The 18,186-nt window shown below is 59.1% G+C and carries 16 protein-coding genes; 11 read left to right on the forward strand and 5 right to left on the reverse strand.

Annotated features, from left to right (window positions below):
- Positions 1 to 33 precede the first annotated feature (33 nt).
- The 7 genes from HU811_RS00485 to HU811_RS00515 all read left to right on the forward strand — a co-directional run bounded on the left by HU811_RS00485 (position 34) and on the right by HU811_RS00515 (position 8,037).
- Entirely contained in the window at positions 34 to 1,323 is a 1,290-nt protein-coding gene (locus tag HU811_RS00485; RefSeq protein ID WP_092396543.1) for a CitMHS family transporter, read from the forward strand.
- A 90-nt stretch (positions 1,324 to 1,413) separates the two neighbouring features.
- Positions 1,414 to 2,811, forward strand: a complete 1,398-nt coding sequence (locus HU811_RS00490) for an OprD family outer membrane porin (protein WP_186653150.1) — start codon at positions 1,414 to 1,416, stop codon at positions 2,809 to 2,811.
- A 53-nt stretch (positions 2,812 to 2,864) separates the two neighbouring features.
- Entirely contained in the window at positions 2,865 to 3,893 is a 1,029-nt protein-coding gene (locus tag HU811_RS00495; protein ID WP_186653153.1) for a phosphoglycerate dehydrogenase, read from the forward strand.
- Positions 3,890 to 5,257 carry an acyclic terpene utilization AtuA family protein gene (locus HU811_RS00500; RefSeq protein ID WP_186653155.1) on the forward strand — a complete coding sequence of 456 codons (1,368 nt, stop codon included), beginning with the start codon at positions 3,890 to 3,892 and terminating at the stop codon, positions 5,255 to 5,257. Before HU811_RS00495 ends, HU811_RS00500 begins: the two co-directional genes overlap by 4 nt.
- 1 nt (position 5,258) lies before the next feature.
- Entirely contained in the window at positions 5,259 to 5,585 is a 327-nt protein-coding gene (locus HU811_RS00505; protein ID WP_186653158.1) for a DUF4387 family protein, read from the forward strand.
- 75 nt (positions 5,586 to 5,660) lie between these two features.
- Positions 5,661 to 6,665: an alpha/beta hydrolase gene (locus HU811_RS00510; protein ID WP_186653160.1), complete on the forward strand. Its 1,005-nt coding sequence runs from the start codon at positions 5,661 to 5,663 to the stop codon at positions 6,663 to 6,665.
- A gap of 94 nt (positions 6,666 to 6,759) precedes the next feature.
- A complete protein-coding gene (locus tag HU811_RS00515) occupies positions 6,760 to 8,037 on the forward strand; it encodes an alpha/beta fold hydrolase (RefSeq protein WP_186653162.1) in 1,278 nt (425 codons plus the stop codon).
- An 86-nt stretch (positions 8,038 to 8,123) separates the two neighbouring features.
- On the opposite strand, the gene HU811_RS00520 is transcribed toward HU811_RS00515, so the two are convergent.
- A complete protein-coding gene (locus tag HU811_RS00520; RefSeq protein ID WP_186653164.1) occupies positions 8,124 to 8,618 on the reverse strand; it encodes a DoxX family protein in 495 nt (164 codons plus the stop codon).
- 232 nt (positions 8,619 to 8,850) lie between these two features.
- Here HU811_RS00520 and HU811_RS00525 point away from each other — a divergent pair, with 232 nt between their 5' ends.
- Positions 8,851 to 9,759: a LysR family transcriptional regulator gene (locus HU811_RS00525; protein ID WP_092396559.1), complete on the forward strand. Its 909-nt coding sequence runs from the start codon at positions 8,851 to 8,853 to the stop codon at positions 9,757 to 9,759.
- 11 nt (positions 9,760 to 9,770) lie between these two features.
- Here HU811_RS00525 and HU811_RS00530 read toward each other — a convergent pair whose 3' ends face one another.
- The 4 genes from HU811_RS00530 to HU811_RS00545 form a co-directional block, all read right to left on the reverse strand.
- Positions 9,771 to 11,906, reverse strand: a complete 2,136-nt coding sequence (locus tag HU811_RS00530) for a xanthine dehydrogenase family protein molybdopterin-binding subunit (protein WP_186653166.1) — start codon at positions 11,904 to 11,906, stop codon at positions 9,771 to 9,773.
- A 42-nt stretch (positions 11,907 to 11,948) separates the two neighbouring features.
- Positions 11,949 to 12,404 (reverse strand): (2Fe-2S)-binding protein, encoded by a 456-nt coding sequence (locus HU811_RS00535; RefSeq protein ID WP_186653168.1) that lies wholly within the window; start codon positions 12,402 to 12,404, stop codon positions 11,949 to 11,951.
- 286 nt (positions 12,405 to 12,690) lie between these two features.
- Complete coding sequence (locus HU811_RS00540; protein ID WP_186653169.1) at positions 12,691 to 13,605, reverse strand: hydroxymethylglutaryl-CoA lyase; 915 nt, start codon at positions 13,603 to 13,605, stop codon at positions 12,691 to 12,693.
- A gap of 60 nt (positions 13,606 to 13,665) precedes the next feature.
- Positions 13,666 to 14,868, reverse strand: coding sequence for a CaiB/BaiF CoA transferase family protein (locus HU811_RS00545; protein WP_092396567.1), 1,203 nt, complete (start codon positions 14,866 to 14,868; stop codon positions 13,666 to 13,668).
- A gap of 182 nt (positions 14,869 to 15,050) precedes the next feature.
- Here HU811_RS00545 and HU811_RS00550 point away from each other — a divergent pair, with 182 nt between their 5' ends.
- The 3 genes from HU811_RS00550 to HU811_RS00560 all read left to right on the forward strand — a co-directional run bounded on the left by HU811_RS00550 (position 15,051) and on the right by HU811_RS00560 (position 18,158).
- Positions 15,051 to 15,971 carry a LysR family transcriptional regulator gene (locus tag HU811_RS00550; protein WP_092396569.1) on the forward strand — a complete coding sequence of 307 codons (921 nt, stop codon included), beginning with the start codon at positions 15,051 to 15,053 and terminating at the stop codon, positions 15,969 to 15,971.
- 119 nt (positions 15,972 to 16,090) lie between these two features.
- The gene (locus HU811_RS00555) at positions 16,091 to 17,098 is read left to right on the forward strand and encodes a DctP family TRAP transporter solute-binding subunit (RefSeq protein WP_186653171.1); all 1,008 of its coding nucleotides are present in this window, start codon (positions 16,091 to 16,093) and stop codon (positions 17,096 to 17,098) included.
- A gap of 118 nt (positions 17,099 to 17,216) precedes the next feature.
- Complete coding sequence (locus HU811_RS00560; RefSeq protein WP_186653173.1) at positions 17,217 to 18,158, forward strand: LysR substrate-binding domain-containing protein; 942 nt, start codon at positions 17,217 to 17,219, stop codon at positions 18,156 to 18,158.
- Positions 18,159 to 18,186: the final 28 nt, after the last annotated feature.

Below are 18,186 nucleotides of genomic sequence, written 5' to 3' on the forward strand. Positions count from 1 at the left end.
CATTGATAAAAAAAACAAGAAAAGGTGATAGGCATGGCTTGGTTAGGTTTCGCAATGGTCATCACGTTTATGGCGTTGATCATCAGCAAGCGACTTTCTGCTGTGACGGCGCTCATCCTCATCCCGATTGCTTTCGGCCTGGCCAGCGGTGCAGGACCGGAGCTGGGCGGCATGGTGATGGACGGCGTCCAGCAAGTAGCGCCAACGGCACTGATGTTGATGTTTGCAATCCTGTATTTCGCAATCATGTTCGACGCGGGGCTGTTCGAGCCCGCGGTTCGCCGGATCTTGCGTTATGTGGGAAATGATCCCCTACGCGTAGTGCTTGGCACCGCTTTGCTGTCGTCGGTCATCTCGTTCGATGGGGATGGGGCAACGACGGTGTTGATCGTAACAACGGCGTTTTTGCCGCTCTACCTTCGCCTTGGGATAAATCCGCTGATCCTTGCACTGATGCTTCTACTGACCAACACGGTCGTTAACATTATTCCTTGGGGTGGGCCGGTAGCGCGGGCGGCCAGTGCTCTGCATCTGGATGTGAGTGAAATTTTCCTGGGGCTTGTCCCCGCCATGTTTGCAGGCCTTGCATACGCGTTCGTCGTCGCTGTGTGGATAGGCCGAAAAGAGCGGCGTCGCTTGGGGTGGACGCCTGTTGCAAAGGGGACCGCCTCAGAAGAACCACCTTTGCCCATTATTGAATCAGCCACGCACAAACCAAAGCTGTTTTGGGTCAACCTGGCACTCACGGCTGCGCTGATGTACGCCATGGGAACAGGATTGGCGCCTTTGCCTTTGGTGATGATGGTTGGTTTTTCCCTGGCGTTGCTGATCAACTATCCGCGCTTGGCGGAACAGAAGGCGAGAATCGCAGCGCATTCTGAGAGTGTGTTAACGGTCATTGCTCTGATATTCGCTTCAGGGGTCTTCACGGGCATTCTTTCCGGCACGGGAATGGTCGATGGGATGTCGGCGCGGATCGTGCAGATGGTTCCTGACGGTAGCGGGCAGTACTTCAGCATTATTACCGCCCTTGTGGCCTTGCCTCTTAATTTCCTGCTTTCCAATGACGCGTTCTTCTTTGGGATCTTGCCAGTGCTTGGCGCGGCGGGCGCCGAATATGGCATTGACCCGATGCACATCGCACGCGCCTCGGTGCTGGGGCAACCGGTTCACGCATTAAGTCCACTCGTTGCCGCTGTTTATCTCATCAGTGGGATTATCCAGCGGGACATGGGGGAGATGCAAAGATACTGCTTGCTGTGGGCAATCGGCAGCAGCCTCACGCTCATTGCAACGGCCATCGTTACAAGAGCAATTATTTAAAGATTCACCTGTACGCCCGCACTGCTTATTTGAAGCAGTGCCAGCTCACGCCTGCTCATTGAGAAAATAAAAATAATAATTGAGGTGATCATGAAATCGACTAAAGCCGTCGCAACGACTTATCTTGCTACGCTGTTGGCATCGGGCAGTTGTTTCTCCGCAAGTATTAGCTATCCGGACAGATTTCAGCATGAAGGCAAGTTGAATGCTTATCTCCGATCTGCGTATATCAATACTCGAATATCCAACGATCTGATTGAGGATAACTTCGGTGGGTTTTCGACCGGTTCCGAGTTGGGTGGGCTAGGGGTCGGCGCGATCCTGGACTACAACTCTAACTACTGGGGCGGCGTCGTTGGCTTTGATGCGTCCCTGTACGGTGTGGCCATGATTGATTCCGAGCAGGACAGCCGTGACCTGTTTGATAATGACGACGGTTCTAACGGTGGCTTTGCAAAAATCGGGCAAAGTTACTTGAAGTTGCGCCACGTCGGCGAGGGATGGAACGCGGATTCGCAAATAGGTCGAGGCCGATTTGACGCCGGCACCCTGGTCAGCAATGACACGCGACTCGTGCCAGGTTCCTATCAGGGCGCGCGTGCCCATTTCAACTTGACTGACATGGGCATCGGGCCGTTGCCCGGAACGATGGCTTTCGAAGCGGCTTACATCGATCGAAGTTCTCCCCGGGACAGGCAGGCGTTCGGAAAGCTGATCAGCCAGTCGGGTGAGGAAATAAGCAACGTCTACACCTATGGGGTCAACTACGATCTAAAGGCCGTTGAGTTGAGCTATGCCCGTGGTGTGTCAAAGGACTTCAATGAAAATACCCGTTATGGCTTGACCCTGCAGGCACCTATCGGTGAAACGGCAGGGGTCATTTTAGACACCCAGTATTATCGGTTCCAGAAAGCCGGACGATTGTGGGAGCAAGATTGGTCCGTCGGTGATGCGGCCTATGATAAAGAGGCTACGTGGTTAAACGTCAATCTCGGTCTATTGCTTGATAAGTTGCGCCTGGGTGTTTCCTTCTCCGAAACAAAAGCCGAGCTGAGCAATGGCAACCTTGGCTATGCCTACTTTGATCATGCAGATAATGTTGATGGAAGAATGGATGCGTGGACCCGTTCCGGCAACGATTTCAACAATCATGGTGAAAGAACCTGGCAAGTAGGCGCCGAGTACGACCTGAGCGGTATTTCACTCCTCGGGGCATCATTGGATGGGTTTAAAGTCATGGCGCTCTATAAGCAAGGAAACTTTGACGCCGTGAACCCTTTCAGTGGCCAGAAAACGGATGTGTGGGAAAGGCAAAACGAATACCGCGTTTATTATCGGTTCGATGAAAAAGAATACGCCGGCCTGTCCGTGGGACTGATTTATATCGATTACCGAATCGACCAGGACTTCGTTGCGCTTGTTTCCGCCCAACCCAATAACGTGGTCAATGGCTCAGAAGCCCGGGTGTACCTGGATTATGCGTTTTGAGCGGAGTGTGTTCATGGAATACGGGTTATTCAAACCCTGTCGAGAGGTGTGCGATGCCTAGATTTCGTCATCGGGTCGTGGTCACTCAGCGTTTTTTTGATTCGGCGACCATTGATTTCCTCACGCATTGCGGTTGCGAAGTCATCCTCGCAGAACTTGCGCCGGGCGTGGCGGACGGAAGTTTAAATGAGCGTCAGTTGATCGACCTCTTGGTCGACGCTGACGGGTGGATTTTAGGGCACGCAAATGTGACCGCCAGCCTGCTCGGCGCGCTCCCTCGGCTCAAAGTGATCTCCCGTCGTGGCGTGGGCTATGAGCGCATCGATACGGCAGCGGTGGAGGCAGCCGGAAAGGTCGCCACGATCGCCGTCGGTGGAAATGATGCAAGCGTTGCTGACCATACGATCGCGCTGATGCTCGCGGTGTGCCGCAAGCTGAAACAGTGTCAGGCGGGCCTGGCTGCCAATGATTGGAGCATTCCGTTGGGCGGTGACCTGTATCGCAAAACGGTCGGCATCGTCGGGTTGGGCAGAATCGGTAAAGGCGTCTTGCTGCGTCTCGCCGGGTTCGAAGTCAAACCCCTGATTTATGCCCCCCGTCCAGACAGTTCGGAAAAATCCAAGGGGGGGCAAAGCTGCTTCGTAGACCTGGAAACCCTGTTTCAGGAAAGTGATTTTATTACGCTTCATGCTCCCCTTAACCCGCACACCCGGGGAATGATTGACAGCCGCGCTTTGCAGTCAATGAAAGCTTCTGCGGTACTTATCAATACCGCCCGAGGTGGGCTGGTGCGCGACGCGGATCTGCTGCAAGCCCTGCAACAGGAAGAAATCGCGGGAGCGGGACTCGATGTGTTCGAAAGCGAGTCTGATCCTTCGCTGTCGGCAGTGACAGAGCAGCTCATCCAACTGCCCAACGTGGTTGTGACCCCCCATGCCGGCGCCTCTACGGTGGAGGGCTTGAATCGCACCAATCTAATTGCAGCCCAGTGTGTGGTGGCGGTTCTGGAAGGCCGTAGCCCGCCTGAGCACTGTGTCATTGCAGACGGACGTCGACAGACCGTTCCAAAGGAAAATATATGAACGCCAAGATCAAGGTACTTACGCCAACGGGTGCAATCGGCACTGGATTTCCAAGGGAGGCGTTTGAGAAAGCGCTTCTGGAATGCCCCGATGTGATTGCAATGGATGCCGGGTCCACCGACTCGGGCCCTCACTATCTCGGGACCGGCACGACAAAGTCTTCCGCTTCGATATTGCGCGCAGAGCTTCGGGTCTTCATGCAGGCCCGGGAGAAACTGGGGATCCCGCTAATCATCGGCAGTTGTGGGACCTGTGGTTCCGACGCCGGTGTCGATTTGATGCGCGGGCTCTGTGAGGAGGTCGCCGCAGAACTGGGGCAGACCGTACGTATTGCGGGTATCTACAGCGAGCAGCCAGCAAGCGTTGTGAAAACAGCGTTATGGGAGAAACGGATCAAACCGTTGCAGCTTGATTTTATTGATGATGCCCTGGTGGATCGCTGTTCCCGAATCGTCGCACTCATGGGCGTGGAGCCGTTCATTCATGCGCTCGAGGAAGGCGCGGATATTATCCTGGCCGGCCGCTCCACGGACACCGCCGTCATGGCCTCCCTACCGATCATGCGAGGGGGGCATCCAGGGGCCGCCTGGCACGCCGGAAAGATTCTAGAATGCGGCGCGTCCTGCACCACCACACCCGCCCAGGCCGTGGTCATGGCAACCATTGACGAAACGGGGTTCACCATCGAGGCGATCGGCGAGGGTGCCCGGCTGACGCCACGATCGGTGATGGCTCACATGCTCTATGAGAACAGCAATCCCTACGTGCTCGTCGAGCCCGGTGGTGTGCTGGATGTCGAGGGGGCGGTGTACACCGCGATCGGCGAGCGAACCGTGCGGGTAGAAGGCTCGATCTGGAAACCCAGTGAAGATTACACCGTCAAGCTGGAAGGTGCGGCGCCTTGCGGGTTTCAATCGGTTGTCATGAGTATTGTCCGGGACACCGAATACCTTGAGCGCTTCGATGAATGGCTGGCCTGTCTCGATGCAGTGATGCGCCAGCGAATAGAAAAACATCTGAACATCGGATCGGGCGACTACGACCTGCAGTTTCGTGCGATTGGCAGGAACGCGGCATTAGGTGAATTTGAATCGCGATCCGCCACCCCAGTGGAAATAGGCGTCATGGCCATGGCGACTTCCGCGACGGCCGAGCGCACGAAAGACATCGTCGCTTTGCTCAATCCCTACCTGTTGCACTTCCCGTTGCCAGGTGACAAAGACCTGCCCACCCATGCGTTCCCTTTCTCTCCGGCCTCGATGGATCGCGGGGTGGTCTATGAGTTCGTGCTCAGCCATGTGATGGTCGTGGCGAATCCGTTGGCACCTTTTCGATTTGACATGAAAACCATTGAGGCAGCGTGAAATGAATACCATGGAAGCACTTGGCTACGAAATCCGCTCCAAGAACGCCGGGCCCTTTTCTTTGACCATTGATGTGTTTTGTCAGGACTCGGACGTTTTTGCCCGGCTGGCTGCCGAGCCGAAACTGCAAGCGCCGGCCATTGCCCGGCTCTTTCGCCGGAGCGTTGAATCGATCAGCGTGTTTCGAATCGAGGCTTTGAATGTCATCAAGATCAGCCTGCCGCGCCCTGTGATACAGGGGGCGCTTCAGGATCGTGATATGCATGGCGCGCAATGGGCCTTCATGGTGAGGGACGCACTCCTCGCAGCCGAACAATCATCAGACTGAGCCCGTCATCAAGGCCGGTGCCAAATGGCGCCGTCATTCAACGTGGCGCCAGACTACAGATAATCAGGGGGGACGATGTCCAGGCTCGGTGGGAAGTGCGAAAACCCGAAAGTGGGCGGCGAGGGGAACGACGGTGTGCTCGTCGATCCGAATGAGGTTCATCCAGACTTGGTTGGCGTCGCGGGTACGTTACGTCAATTGGGTCTGCTCCCCGTGGTCGAAGGGGAGATCCACAAGGTCCGCGCTCAGTTGGAACGAATTGGCGCATGGGCGTCGCGACCCAGCGTGCCTCTGTCCTGCGAGCGCATGTTGGGGTTTTCGGTCAATTGTCGGGTTGTTCCGTGCAAGCTGTATTGGCCGGAGGACGATGACACGCCTTTGCTGATGTTCTATTGCCACGGCGGAGGATTCCGGCACGGAACGCTCGCCGATTGGGACGCTCCTCTACGTCAGTGGGTGCGTGACAGCGGTATGGCGGTGTTGTCCATCGGCTATGCCCTCTCGCCGGAATACCGTTTTCCGGTGGCGTTTAACGAGGTGGTGTCGATTGTCAGCAGGGTCATCAACCTGGGGGCCATCACTCATTGTCCGGTGCGCGGTTATGCCCTGGGTGGAGACTCGGCAGGCGCCAACCTGGCCCTGGGTACCGCCCTTGCCCTGCGCGACGCCGGACTGGATGCGCTGCGACAGTTGGTGCTGTTTTACGGCTCTTATTCTCGACGCGTTTCTTCCGATTCATGGCAGAGACTGGGTGGGTATGGAGGGCAGAACTTGTCTGCCAAAACGATGAGGGCCTACTGGGCGAGCTACCTGGCTGAGGATGAAGATGACTGGCGCGTGCAGCCGATCACCGCTGACCTGGCGGGACTTCCACCTGTGCGCTTGATCGTCGGAAGCCTTGATCCTTTGTACGACGAGAACTGTGAACTGGCGGATAAATTGCGGGCTGCCGGTGTGGCTACGAGCCTGGAAGTCCTGGCGAACATGACCCACGGCTTCATGCGATTCAACGAAGTTGCACCGGTCGTACGGGATGTGATTTTTGCGCAAGCCATTGCGTTGCGTAAGGCACTCGCGTAGATCGCTGTCCGGTCAATCAATCTGACTCTGAACATTGACCCCCGTGGCCCCAGGTTTTGGTCTGGCGCCTTCTTCATCATGAGGCGAACGCTAAATGCTGATTTTTAGAGCCCTTGCTTCTTCACTTCTCACACGGATTTGTCTTGGGGGCATCGTAACCCTTGCGTTCAACGCAATGGCTGCCGGTGAACTCCCGGTCGGTCGTGCCGCCGGTGATATGGATCTTTCTCCGTTTTATCGCTGGCAGGATCCAATGCCCACTGCGCCCGGTGTTTTGCTGAGGAGCGAAACGCTGAAGCCGCAGGAGAGGGTGCCCGCGGCGGCGCAAACTATCCGCATGCTCTACAGTTCCACGGACCAGCGTTGGAACTCAGGTCAGGTGCCTGTCAGCGGCACGCTGTTTCTGCCGACCGGTCCTGCTCCGGCAGAAGGTTGGCCACTCTTGGCCTGGGCGCACGGTACGCTGGGGATCGCCGACATATGCGCGCCCTCGTGGACCGGGTTCAGAGCACGTGACGCTGCGTACATCAATCGTTGGCTGGAGCGCGGATTTGCCGTCGTGGCAACCGACTATCAAGGCCTGGGAGGTCCAGGGCCTCACCCGTATACGGTCTGGCAGGCAGAAGGAAGTTCCGTCCTGGATGCGGTTCGTGCTGCCCGGGCCCTCAAGCCTGGTGTCATTTCCAACCGCACGATCCTGGCAGGGCAGTCCCAGGGAGGAGGCGCCGCTCTGGGCGCGTCAATACTCGCCGCCAGCTATGCACCTGAGCTCAAGATCCTCGGCGCGGTCATCACGGCGCCCAACAGCACATTCCCCGACGGGCCCATCGCGCTAGAGGCGCGCCATTCCAACACCGTGTTCCTGTCATTGGCGACGGGCGGCTTACGCGAAAACGCGTCCCGAATTGATGACCTGCTGACACCGGCAGGGCTTGAGCTTCTCGACGTTGCCCGGCAAAGCTGTACGCGGGAAATTGCCCTCAAGTCGCGGGAGCTGAAAATCGGTTCATTTTCGCAACTGCTGACCATCAGTGCGCAATCGTTGAGCGCTCTGCGCACTCCCACCACCGATATGCCCCAGGCAACGATTGCTTTTCCATTGCTGATTGCCACCGGCCAGGCGGATGAGACCATCACTCCGGTACGACAGTATGCGGTTGCGGCGGCACTGTGCGCTGCTGGAAACCAGGTCACCTGGCAGCGCTATGAAGGACTGGGGCATGACGGGGTGATGCATGGCTCGTTGAATGAAGCGTTTGCGTTTGCACGTTCCCAACTCGAGGGGCAGCGCTATGACTCGAACTGCGCCACGATCCAGAAACCTGGCGCACCGGGTGAAAGGGATCCGAGCGCTCCCTTTAACGATGATTGAACAAGGGTGAGCCCCTTTGCGCATCGTCTTACCGCAATCCTTTATCGACTGTCAGCCGATGCCGGTCGATAAGCGCTGCGCAGCCGTCAAAGTTCACGACCCAGAATGCGATCCAGTGAATGACGACCGCCCCCCTTGAAGGCGATATACGTGAAAAGAAAGCCCATCAATACCGGGTATTCGATGCCTCGGTCTATCCAGGGCCAGTTCGGGCCAAGGATGTAAGCGATCGCCGCCATCTGTATGGCCATCGCCACCGCCAATGGCCGGGTTGCTAATCCTAGCGCCAGCAGCAACCCACCCAAACCTTCAAGCCAGGCAACGAACAGGCCCAATAGCTGGGGGAATGGCAAATGCAGCACGTTTTCGATCAGGTGAATCGAACCGGCCATGGGATCGGCCATCGACCCGTGTGAAGTTCCCAAGAGCTTGGGCAAGCCATGGGTCACCATGATGATGCCCAGGCATAACCTGAGCATTGCATAAGCCAGAGGCTCGCCCGATTGGTAAAAAATACCCAGGGCCGGGAGGAGCAGCTTCGAGGGCTGTTCAGCATGGGGAGCATGAGAGGTCGGTTTCATCTGAATGATGTCCTGGGGTGGTTTTATCAAAAGGCTGACGAGAAGATTGTGGTGTCTTCCGGTCGATGGATAAATCGACCGGGCTGCAATGACAATTCACCTCCCATGAACAATCGGTGCACGGTGACCCCCTTGCGCCGTCGTGAAAGTAATACTGATTGCTTCAAAGGGCTGGATTAGTCAGGTATCGCAGGTAAGACTGTTCATCCCTCACCCATAAAAGGCGTCAACGATGGACAAATTCGATGCCTTGCAACTGTTCATCCGCATCATCGAGCAAGGCAGCTTTACTCGTGCAGCCAATGGTCTGGATATCCCGCGGGCGACTGCGACGCTGGCCATCAAGCAACTGGAGCGTCAGCTCGGGGCGCGTCTGCTCGAGCGAACAACCCGGCAGGTTCGGCCGACACTCGACGGCCAGGCCTTCTATGAGCGCTGCAAGGCTGTGCTCGCCGATCTGGAGGATGCCGAGTCTTCACTCAGCACGGTCGTGGCGAATCCACGTGGCACCTTGCGTCTGGATTTGCACGGGAGCCATGCGACCCGGATCATCCTCCCGAACATCCAGGATTTTCATCGGCGCTATCCCGAAATCAATCTGGTCATCAGCTGCGGTGACCGGTTGGTGGACCTGGTCAGCGAAGGTGTCGATTGCGTGGTCCGTGCAGGTAATCCGCGTGATTCTTCGCTGGTGGCCAAGCGGCTGGCGTTGATGCCTGAAGTCGTCTGTGCCAGCCCCGGCTATCTGGCCGAACACGGCACGCCTATGTTTCCACAGCAGCTTGCTGAACATCAGGCCGTGGGCTTCTTTGCCAGCAACCACGACATACGTTACCCCTTCACCTTCGTCATTGACGGCCAAGTGGTCGAGCTGGAGCCGGGCGGCTGGATTTCAGTCAATGACGCCGAGTCTTACTGCTGCTGTGCGTTGAACGGCTGCGGACTGATCCAGGTGCCGCGCTTTCGCGTGGAGCAATACCTGGCGTCAGGGGCGTTGGTCGAGGTCCTCAGTGACTGGCCCAGTCCAGGACTGCCGATTTCGGTGCTGTATCCGTATCACCGCCAGCTCTCCCCGCGACTCAAGGTGTTTGTCGAGTGGGTGAGCGCTCTGTATGTCGAACGTTTTGGACCGCTGACCTGACGGCCTTCGCTTCATGCGCTGTTCGATGGACGCAACGGCAGGTCACGCAAGCGTTGACCCGTCAGCGCGAAAACCGCGTTGGCCACGGCCGCAGCGATAGGGGGCGTTGCCGGTTCGCCTACACCGCCAGGGCTCTCGGTGCTGGGCAGTACATGCGCCTCGATCTGCGGCATTTCGTTGATGCGCAGTACCCGGTAATCGTGAAAGTTGGACTGTTGGACCCGGCCCTCCTTGATGCTCATCTGCCCGAACAACGCTGCACTGAGACCGAAGACAATAGCGCTTTCCATCTGTGCCTTGATGTTGTCAGGGTTGACCGGGATGCCGCAGTCGATCGCGCACACCACGCGATGTACGCGGATATTCCCACCTTCGATGGAAACTTCCACCGCTTGAGCACAGTAGCTGCCAAATGATTGATGCACGGCGAGGCCATGGCCGCGCCCCGGTGCCGGCGTGCGCCCCCAACCGAAGCGTTCGGCGGCAAGGTTCAACACGCCCAGGTGCCGTGGGTCCGATTCAAGCAGCAGGCGTCGATAGGCCAGTGGGTCCTGCTCGGCGGCGTGCGCCAGTTCATCCACCGCGCTCTCCATGACGAACGCGTTGTGGCTATGGCCAACGGAGCGCCAGTACCACACGGGAATGTTCGACCGGGGGGAGTGCGCTTCGACCCGATACGCCGGGCTGCGCATGATGTAGGGCGAGTCGCTCATGCCTTCGACCGACGTCGGATGAATGCCCGGCGCATCCGGAAATATCGACTGACCCGCCGAGGTTTGCGACCAGGCCACCGGTCGCCCATCAGGCCCGAGGGCAACACGCAGGTGTTGTGCGAAGGCTGAACGGTAGTATCCACCTTGCATGTCATCCTCGCGGCTCCAGAGGGTTTTCACCGGCACGTTCACAGCCTTGGCGACCTCCACCGCTTCGGCAATGAAATCCTGCAACGCCCGCCTGCCAAAGCCGCCGCCCAGGAAGGTGGTGTGAATACGTATTTGCTCAGGGGCAAGGCCGGTGATCTTCGCGGCGGTTCGTTGATTGAACGTTTGCATCTGGCTGCCGACCCAGATGTCACAGCCGTCGTCGCTGAGCTTCACGGTGCAGTTGAGTGGCTCCATTGTGGCGTGCGCGAGGTAGGGCACGGTGTATGTCATCTCGATTATTTTTTGGGCCGTCTTCTTTGCTGACTCGACCTCGCCGTGTTGCGTGACGACTTGGCCCGGTGTGTGGGTCAGGGCGGTTAAATCCTGGCGTTGCTGATCGCTGTCGAGGATGACGGTGCCGCTTGCAGCCTCCCATTGCACTTGCAGCGCATCGCGCCCGCGCTTGGCCGCCCAGTAATGATCGGCGACGACCGCAATGCCGCTGGGGATCTGAACCACATGGCGTACGCCAGGCAGTGCCTTGGCCTGGGTCGCATCGAAGGTGCGGACCCTGCCGCCGAGCATCGGCGCCCGTGCAACCACGGCGCAGAGCAAGCCGTCGAACTGGATGTCGATGCCATACTTCGCGCGCCCGCTGATCTTTTCTGGCGAGTCCAGCCGTAAGGCGCCCTTGCCGATCAGCGTCCACGCCGCCGGATCTTTCAGGGGCAGCGTCGCCGGATCTGGCGACGGCAGCGTGGCGGCCTGTTCGGCCAGTTCACCATAGCGCAGACGGGTGTTGCCGGCGATGACCTCGCCATGCTCTGTGCGCAATGAGCTGGGTGCCTGGCCGAGACGAATGGCCGCCGCCTGGATCAACAGCGTCCGCGCCATTGCGCCCGCCCGGCGATAACGCTCGAACTCATCACGAATGCTGGAAGAGCCGACCGTGCCCTGAAACCCCCGCCGGAGACTGGCATAGACGGCGGCGGCCGGCGCATGCTCGACCTTGAGTGTGCTCCAGTCAGCGTCCAGTTCTTCGGCGATGAGCAGGGTCAGGGTGGTCCAGACCCCCTGACCCATCTCGGCATGAGCCAGGAAAATGGTGATGCTGTCATCCGGAGCTATGCGCAGGAAGGCATTGGGCGCGAATTCGGCGGACTCCAGGTCTTGCGCCATCAGGCGTTTGCCTGCGGGCACCGTGAAACCGACAATCAGGCCAGTGCCGAGCACGACGCCAGATTTAAGAAAACTGCGACGAGAAGAGACAATTGTGGCATTCATTGCAGAGCACTCCCTGGCTGAAAGGTGGCTGATGGGATGGGGTCAGGCCTTGCTCAATTCGGCGGCGCGGTGGATGGCCAAACGAATGCGCTGGTATGTGCCGCAGCGACAGATATTCCCGGCCATGGCCTGATCGATGTCGGCGTCGGTGGGGGCAGGGTTGCTTGTCAGCAATGCCGCGGCGGCCATGATCTGGCCGGACTGGCAATAGCCGCACTGGACGACATCCAGTTCGGTCCAGGCACGCTGAACCGGATGGCTGATATCGGCTGACAGGCCTTCGATGGTGGTGATCTTTTTACCGGCCAGGGCACCGACAGGCGTGATGCAACTGCGCTGGGGCGAGCCGTCGATATGCACGGTGCAGGCGCCGCATAAACCCATCCCGCAGCCGAACTTGGTACCGGTCATGTTCATCAGGTCTCGAACGACCCACAACAGCGGCATATCGTCGGGCGCATCCACCTCCAGTTCGCGTTCATTGACCTGTAGCTTCATCGTTGACTCCCAGTCTGCAAAGAGAAGATCCGTGGCGACATTGAAAACACCGATGGCGACAGACACCATCGCGCTCAAACCGGATCGATGATCGGCAATCACTCACCGGGTTTGTCGCTAGTGGGGATCGAGAGAGAGCTTACAAGGCAGCTGCTCTGGCTATAAAGCCAGCAGATTTGAATGGTCTGTGCAGGACGCAATAACAATATTGACGGATGCTGGAGGTCGCCATGAGGCGCTCTACCATTGGCGCGGTAGCCTCGGCCCGAGGCTACCGGCTTGGCTTCTATTGAGCTTTTGCATAGCGTCGGTCGGACTTGCCGGCCTTGAGGATTGCCCCAGGCACCGGGTGGCCGACCAGCGTTGGCAGGGTGGCCGCCGCCGACAGTAACTTGTCCAGGTCGACGCCGGTGTCCAGTCCCATGCGCTGGAACATGTGCACCAGATCCTCGCTGCAAATATTTCCGCTGGCACCCGGCGCATAGGGGCAGCCGCCCAGCCCACCGAGCGAGGCATCGAAACGATCGATGCCGGCGTCCAGTGCCGCCAGGGCATTGGCCAGCCCCATGCCTCGGGTGTTGTGAAAGTGCAGGGTGAACGGGGTGTGCGGCCAGCGCGCCAGGGCTTCACGGCAGATGCGCACGACCTGTGCCGGATCGGCCATGCCTGTGGTGTCACACAAGGTTACGCCCTGCACGCCGATGTCCAGCAAGCGCTGGATCAGCCCATGGACCCGCGCTTCGGCGACCTGGCCTTCGAACGGGCAGCCGAAGGCGGTCGACAACGAGGCGTTGATGAACACGCCGCTTCCCTGGCTGACGGCAATGATCTGGCGGAACTGCTCGAGCGATTGTTCGGCCGTCATGCGCAGGTTGGCCATGCCATGGCTGTCGCTGGCCGACATCACCAGGTTGATCTCGTCAACCTCGCAGGCCAATGCCCGCTCACAGCCCTTCACATTGGGCACCAGCACGCTGTATTCCACCCCTGGCACGCGACGGATGCCGCGCATCACCTCTTCGGCATCGCGCAGGCTGGGAATCGCCTTGGGTGAGGTGAAGGAGGTGACCTCGATTTTCGCCAGGCCGGTTTGCGCCAGGCGATCGATCAGGGCGATCTTGTCTGCGCTGGGGATGAACTGGGCTTCGCTCTGGAAGCCGTCGCGGGTGACGACTTCCTGGATGTACAGGCGTTTGCTCATGGGGCGGTTCTCCGGGTGACGGTGAGGGGGCGCAAGCCTTTTTTGCAGGCACCTCCTTGTTCAGATGATGCCGCGCTCGCGCAGGCCGCGGACCTGTTCGCCGCTCAGGCCCAGACCGGCCAGCAGGTCGTCGGTGTGTTCGCCTAATTGTGGGCCGCCGGCGCCGAGACGCCCCGGGGTGCGGCTGAGTTTGGGCAGTACGCCCGGCACTTTCAGCGCGCCGGCGCTGGTCTGCACGGTCTCGATCATCTGGCGCGCAAGGTAGTGCGGGTCCTTGACGATATCGGCGGCGGTGTAGGGGAATCCGGCCGGCACCAACGCCTGATTCAGTGCCTCCAGGACCTGATCTCGATCGTGTTGCCGGGTCCATTCGGCGATGGCCGCATCGATACGCTCGGCGTGTTCGCCACGCCCGTCGTTATGCGCCAGGCGCGGGTCGTCGGCCAGATCCGGGCGGCCGATCAGTTGCATCAATCGTTTGTAGATACTGTCGCCGTTGCCGGCGATCAGCACGTATTGACCGTCGTTGCAGGGATAGGAGTTGGACGGCGTGATACCCGGCAGGGCGCTGCCGGCGGGCTCGCGAATATAACCACAGGCGTCGTACTCCGGCACCAGGCTTTCCATCATGGCAAACACCGATTCGTACAACGCCACGTCAATGAACTGGCCCATGCCGCTGGTGTGGCGCTCCTGCAAAGCAAGCAGCACGCCGATGACCCCATACAGGGAAGACAACGAATCGCCCAGGCTGATGCCGACCCGTACCGGGGCCTGACCCGGGTGACCGGTGAGGTGGCGCAGGCCGCCCATGGCCTCGCCGATGACACCGAAGCCGGGGCGGTCGCGATAGGGACCGGTCTGCCCGTAGCCGGAGATGCGCAGCATGATCAGGCGCGGGTTGATCTTCGACAGCGTGTCCCAGCCCAGCCCCCAACTTTCCAGCGTGCCGGGGCGAAAGTTCTCGACCAGTACATCGGCTTCGGCCACCAGCCGGCGGACAATTTCCTGACCTTCCGCTGCTTTCAGGTTAAGGGTCAACGACTGCTTGTTGCGCGATTGCACATGCCACCAGAGCGAGGTGCCATCCTTGAGCTTGCGCCACTTGCGCAGCGGGTCGCCAACACCCGGCGGCTCGATCTTGATCACCTGGGCACCAAACTCCCCGAGCATCTTGCTGGCGAACGGGCCGGCGATCAGTTGGCCCATCTCCAGGACCTTCAGGCCTTGCAGCGCCATGCTGCTTACGTGTTGTTCTGTCATGTCTGCACCTTCGGGTCGTGCGCTGTTCTTTGTCAGGCAGGATGGCTCAGGCCCTGAAGCTGAACAATTGATCAATGACCAAGCCAGGCTTCGTATCTTGCGAAGTACCACCTGTGAGAACCTTGAACCTGTTCTTTATCGTGCTGCACGTCGTGATACACGACTGACAGGAGGCCGCGCCTATGCGTCGTATCGATTTCGTCACCCTCAAGCTGTTCGTCGCCATCGCCGATGAGCGCAGTCTGACCAAGGCTGCCGAGCGCGAGCACCTGGCCCTGGCGGCGGTGAGCAAACGGGTCAGTGACCTGGAAAACCAGTTGGGTATCGCCTTGCTCTACCGCCAGCCCAAGGGTGTCGAACTGACGCCGGCCGGGCATGCCTTGCTGCATCACGCCCGCAATATGATGGACAACCTGGCGCAGTTGAACGCTGATCTCAGCGAGTTCAGCGAAGGGGTCAAGGGACATGTGCGCCTTCACGCCAATACCTCGGCGGTGATCGAGTTTTTACCCGAGGACCTCAGTGCTTTTACCCGGTTGCACCCGCAGGTCAAAATCGACCTGGAAGAGCGGGTCAGCAGCGAAGTCATTCGCGCGGTGCGCGAAGGGCTTACCGATATCGGCATTTTCGCCGGCCATGTGCCCGCCGACGAGCTGCAGGTATTCAACTACCGTCACGACCGTTTGGTGCTGGTCACCCCACGCGCGCATCCGCTGGCCGAGCGCAGCCGCATCAGCCTGCACGAAGCGGTCAGCTACGACTTCATCGGGTTGCAGCAGGACGCCTCGTTACACGGCCTGCTGCAGCAGGCTGCGCGTCATTTGGGCACGCCATTGCGCCTGCGGATCCAGGTGCGCAGCTTCGAAGCCATTTGCCGGATGATCCACACCGGCATGGGGATCGGCATCCTGCCGGAGCTTGCCGTGCGGACCTATTTGCCGGCGCTCGATGTGCAGGTCATTGCGCTGGACGATCCCTGGGCGCGTCGCGAGTTGAAGATTGCCGTGCGCAGCCTGGAAGCGTTGTCGATGACGGCACGCCAGATGCTTGAACACCTGATGAGCAGCGAGCAACGGGAAGCTTCCATGGTCGAGCCTTCGTGAAAGCCGAAGGCAGCATTGTTCAAATATGAATTTCAGTCGCGCAGGGACGGGGGTTAGAGTCCAAACGGACTGAGGGGGATGCGTCCCCAACGCTCACACAAAAACAATAGGAGCTCACCATGAAGTATCCATCCGTGCGTCGTGGCCTGACCGGGGTGCTTGCCAGCTTTGCCCTGGTCGGTGCGTTGTCTGTCCAGGCCGCCGAACCGATTCTGATCAAGTTCTCCCACATCACCGCCGACAGCACGCCGAAGGGGCAGGGCGCCCTGATGTTCAAGAAGTTGGTGGAGGAGCGCCTGCCGGGTAAAGTGCAAGTGCAGGTCTACTCCAATTCGTCGTTGTACGGCGATGGCAAGGAGATGGAAGCCCTGTTGCTCGGCGAGGTGCAGATGTTGGCGCCGGCGCCCTCTAAACTTGAGCAGTACACCAAGCAATTGCAGTTGTTCGACTTGATGTTCCTGTTCGATGACGTCGCGGCGGCGCAGCGCTTTCAGCAGTCGGACAAAGGCAAGGCGCTGCTCCGATCAATGGAAGGCAAAGGCATCACCGGGCTGGCCTACTGGCTCAACGGCATGCGCCAGTTGACCGCGAACAAACCGCTGGTCAAGCCAAGTGATGCCCGCGGGCAGAAGTTTCGCGTGCAGCCGTCTGACCTGCAGGCCGCGCAATACAGCGCGTTGCGCGCCGTGCCGCGCAAGATGGCTTTCGCTGAGATCTACCAGGGCCTGCAAACGGGTGTGGTGAATGCGCAGGACAACCCCTGGTCGAACATCTATTCCCAGAAATACTATGAAGTGCAGAAGTACATGACCGAGTCCAACCATGCCATCGGTAACTACTTGCTGATCGCCAACACCCAGTTCTGGAATGGCTTGCCGGTGGATGTGCGCGATGACCTGGAGCAGATCATCGATGAGGTCACCGTCGAAGTGAACAAGCAGGCCGAGGCACTCAATCAGCAGGCCAAGCAAGGCATCATCGATTCGGGCAAGAGCGAGATCATCAGCCTGACCCCGCAGCAACGTGATGCCTGGCGCGATGCCGTGCGTCCTGCCTGGAAAGCCTTCGAAGCCCAGATCGGGACTCAATTGATCGAAGCGGCCCAGGCGGCCAACCAATCCAACTGAAAGAGCCTCAGTGGCGGCCCGCGATTGACCTGGGCCCGCCGCACTGATCAGGTCCGAGCGGGCGGGCGAGCATTCATAGGTGCTATTCTGCGCAAAAAGCGGAATAAGCAGGGCGGTCATGAACCCAGAAAACACGTTTCGTGTTCAAACTCCTCTGCCGGAGGACCTTCGGGTTTTCCTGACCGTAATTCGCAAATCCAGCTTTGCCGGCGCCGCGGATGAGCTAGGGCTTTCACCTGCATTTGTGAGCAAACGGATTCGAGTGCTTGAACAAACCTTGCGCACGCGACTTTTGCATCGCACCACTCGGCGCATTGCGCTGACAGAAGCGGGGGAAAAAACTCGGCGCTGGGCGATGCGCTTTCTCGACGACATGGATGATTTCGTAGGCGAGCTCACCGAGATTCGCCAAGCCCCTCGAGGCCTGCTGCACATTTGCAGCAGCTTCGGTTTTGGACGCAATCATGTTGCTCCTGCGATTGCAGAGTTGTCATCGATCTATCCAGAACTGGAGGTGCGGTTGGATGTGTTCGACCGCGTGGTAGACATCGTTGCCGAAGGCTTTGATCTGGAGATCCGGGTGGGTGACGACTTGCCGGGACATCACATCAGCCGCAAGCTGCTCAGTAACCAACGGGTGCTCTGTGCCACGCCGGATTACCTGGAGCGGCGAGGGGTCCCGATGACGCTCAAGGATCTTGCTCATCATGACTGTCTGGTCTTGAAGGAGCGGAACAACCCGTTCGGTGTTTGGCACTTGAATCACGCCCACCGTGATGAGGTCGTCCGGGTCAATGGCAGGCTGTCGTCGAACAGCGGAGAGATCGTACTGCAATGGGCATTGGCTGGGCGCGGGATTCTTCTGCGGTCGTTGTGGGATGTGCAGCCCCTGCTGGATCAAGGCAAGCTGGTCCGCGTGCTGCCCGACTACACCCAAAGCGCGAACGTCTGGGCGGTGTATCCGACCAGGCTGGCAGACTCGGCCAAACTTCGCGTTTGTGTGGAGTTTCTGGAGAACTCTCTGAAAAGGCTGCGGCTACCTGAGGCGTCCCACCCCTGACGACGGCCCGGTCCGGCTGCGCAGGCCC

It is taken from the genome of Pseudomonas tehranensis (genome assembly GCF_014268615.1).
GTDB classification, from domain to species: Bacteria; Pseudomonadota; Gammaproteobacteria; order Pseudomonadales; family Pseudomonadaceae; genus Aquipseudomonas; species Aquipseudomonas tehranensis.

Excerpts from the sequence above, each read along its gene's own strand:
- HU811_RS00485 (WP_092396543.1), top strand. The coding sequence starts at position 34 with ATGGCTTGGTTAGGTTTCGCAATGGTCATCACGTTTATGGCGTTGATC.
- HU811_RS00490 (WP_186653150.1), top strand. The coding sequence starts at position 1,414 with ATGAAATCGACTAAAGCCGTCGCAACGACTTATCTTGCTACGCTGTTG.
- HU811_RS00495 (WP_186653153.1), top strand. The coding sequence starts at position 2,865 with ATGCCTAGATTTCGTCATCGGGTCGTGGTCACTCAGCGTTTTTTTGAT.
- HU811_RS00500 (WP_186653155.1), top strand. The coding sequence starts at position 3,890 with ATGAACGCCAAGATCAAGGTACTTACGCCAACGGGTGCAATCGGCACT.
- HU811_RS00505 (WP_186653158.1), top strand. The coding sequence starts at position 5,259 with ATGAATACCATGGAAGCACTTGGCTACGAAATCCGCTCCAAGAACGCC.
- HU811_RS00510 (WP_186653160.1), top strand. The coding sequence starts at position 5,661 with ATGTCCAGGCTCGGTGGGAAGTGCGAAAACCCGAAAGTGGGCGGCGAG.
- HU811_RS00515 (WP_186653162.1), top strand. The coding sequence starts at position 6,760 with ATGCTGATTTTTAGAGCCCTTGCTTCTTCACTTCTCACACGGATTTGT.
- HU811_RS00520 (WP_186653164.1), bottom strand. The coding sequence starts at position 8,618 with ATGAAACCGACCTCTCATGCTCCCCATGCTGAACAGCCCTCGAAGCTG.
- HU811_RS00525 (WP_092396559.1), top strand. The coding sequence starts at position 8,851 with ATGGACAAATTCGATGCCTTGCAACTGTTCATCCGCATCATCGAGCAA.
- HU811_RS00530 (WP_186653166.1), bottom strand. The coding sequence starts at position 11,906 with ATGAATGCCACAATTGTCTCTTCTCGTCGCAGTTTTCTTAAATCTGGC.
- HU811_RS00535 (WP_186653168.1), bottom strand. The coding sequence starts at position 12,404 with ATGAAGCTACAGGTCAATGAACGCGAACTGGAGGTGGATGCGCCCGAC.
- HU811_RS00540 (WP_186653169.1), bottom strand. The coding sequence starts at position 13,605 with ATGAGCAAACGCCTGTACATCCAGGAAGTCGTCACCCGCGACGGCTTC.
- HU811_RS00545 (WP_092396567.1), bottom strand. The coding sequence starts at position 14,868 with ATGACAGAACAACACGTAAGCAGCATGGCGCTGCAAGGCCTGAAGGTC.
- HU811_RS00550 (WP_092396569.1), top strand. The coding sequence starts at position 15,051 with ATGCGTCGTATCGATTTCGTCACCCTCAAGCTGTTCGTCGCCATCGCC.
- HU811_RS00555 (WP_186653171.1), top strand. The coding sequence starts at position 16,091 with ATGAAGTATCCATCCGTGCGTCGTGGCCTGACCGGGGTGCTTGCCAGC.
- HU811_RS00560 (WP_186653173.1), top strand. The coding sequence starts at position 17,217 with ATGAACCCAGAAAACACGTTTCGTGTTCAAACTCCTCTGCCGGAGGAC.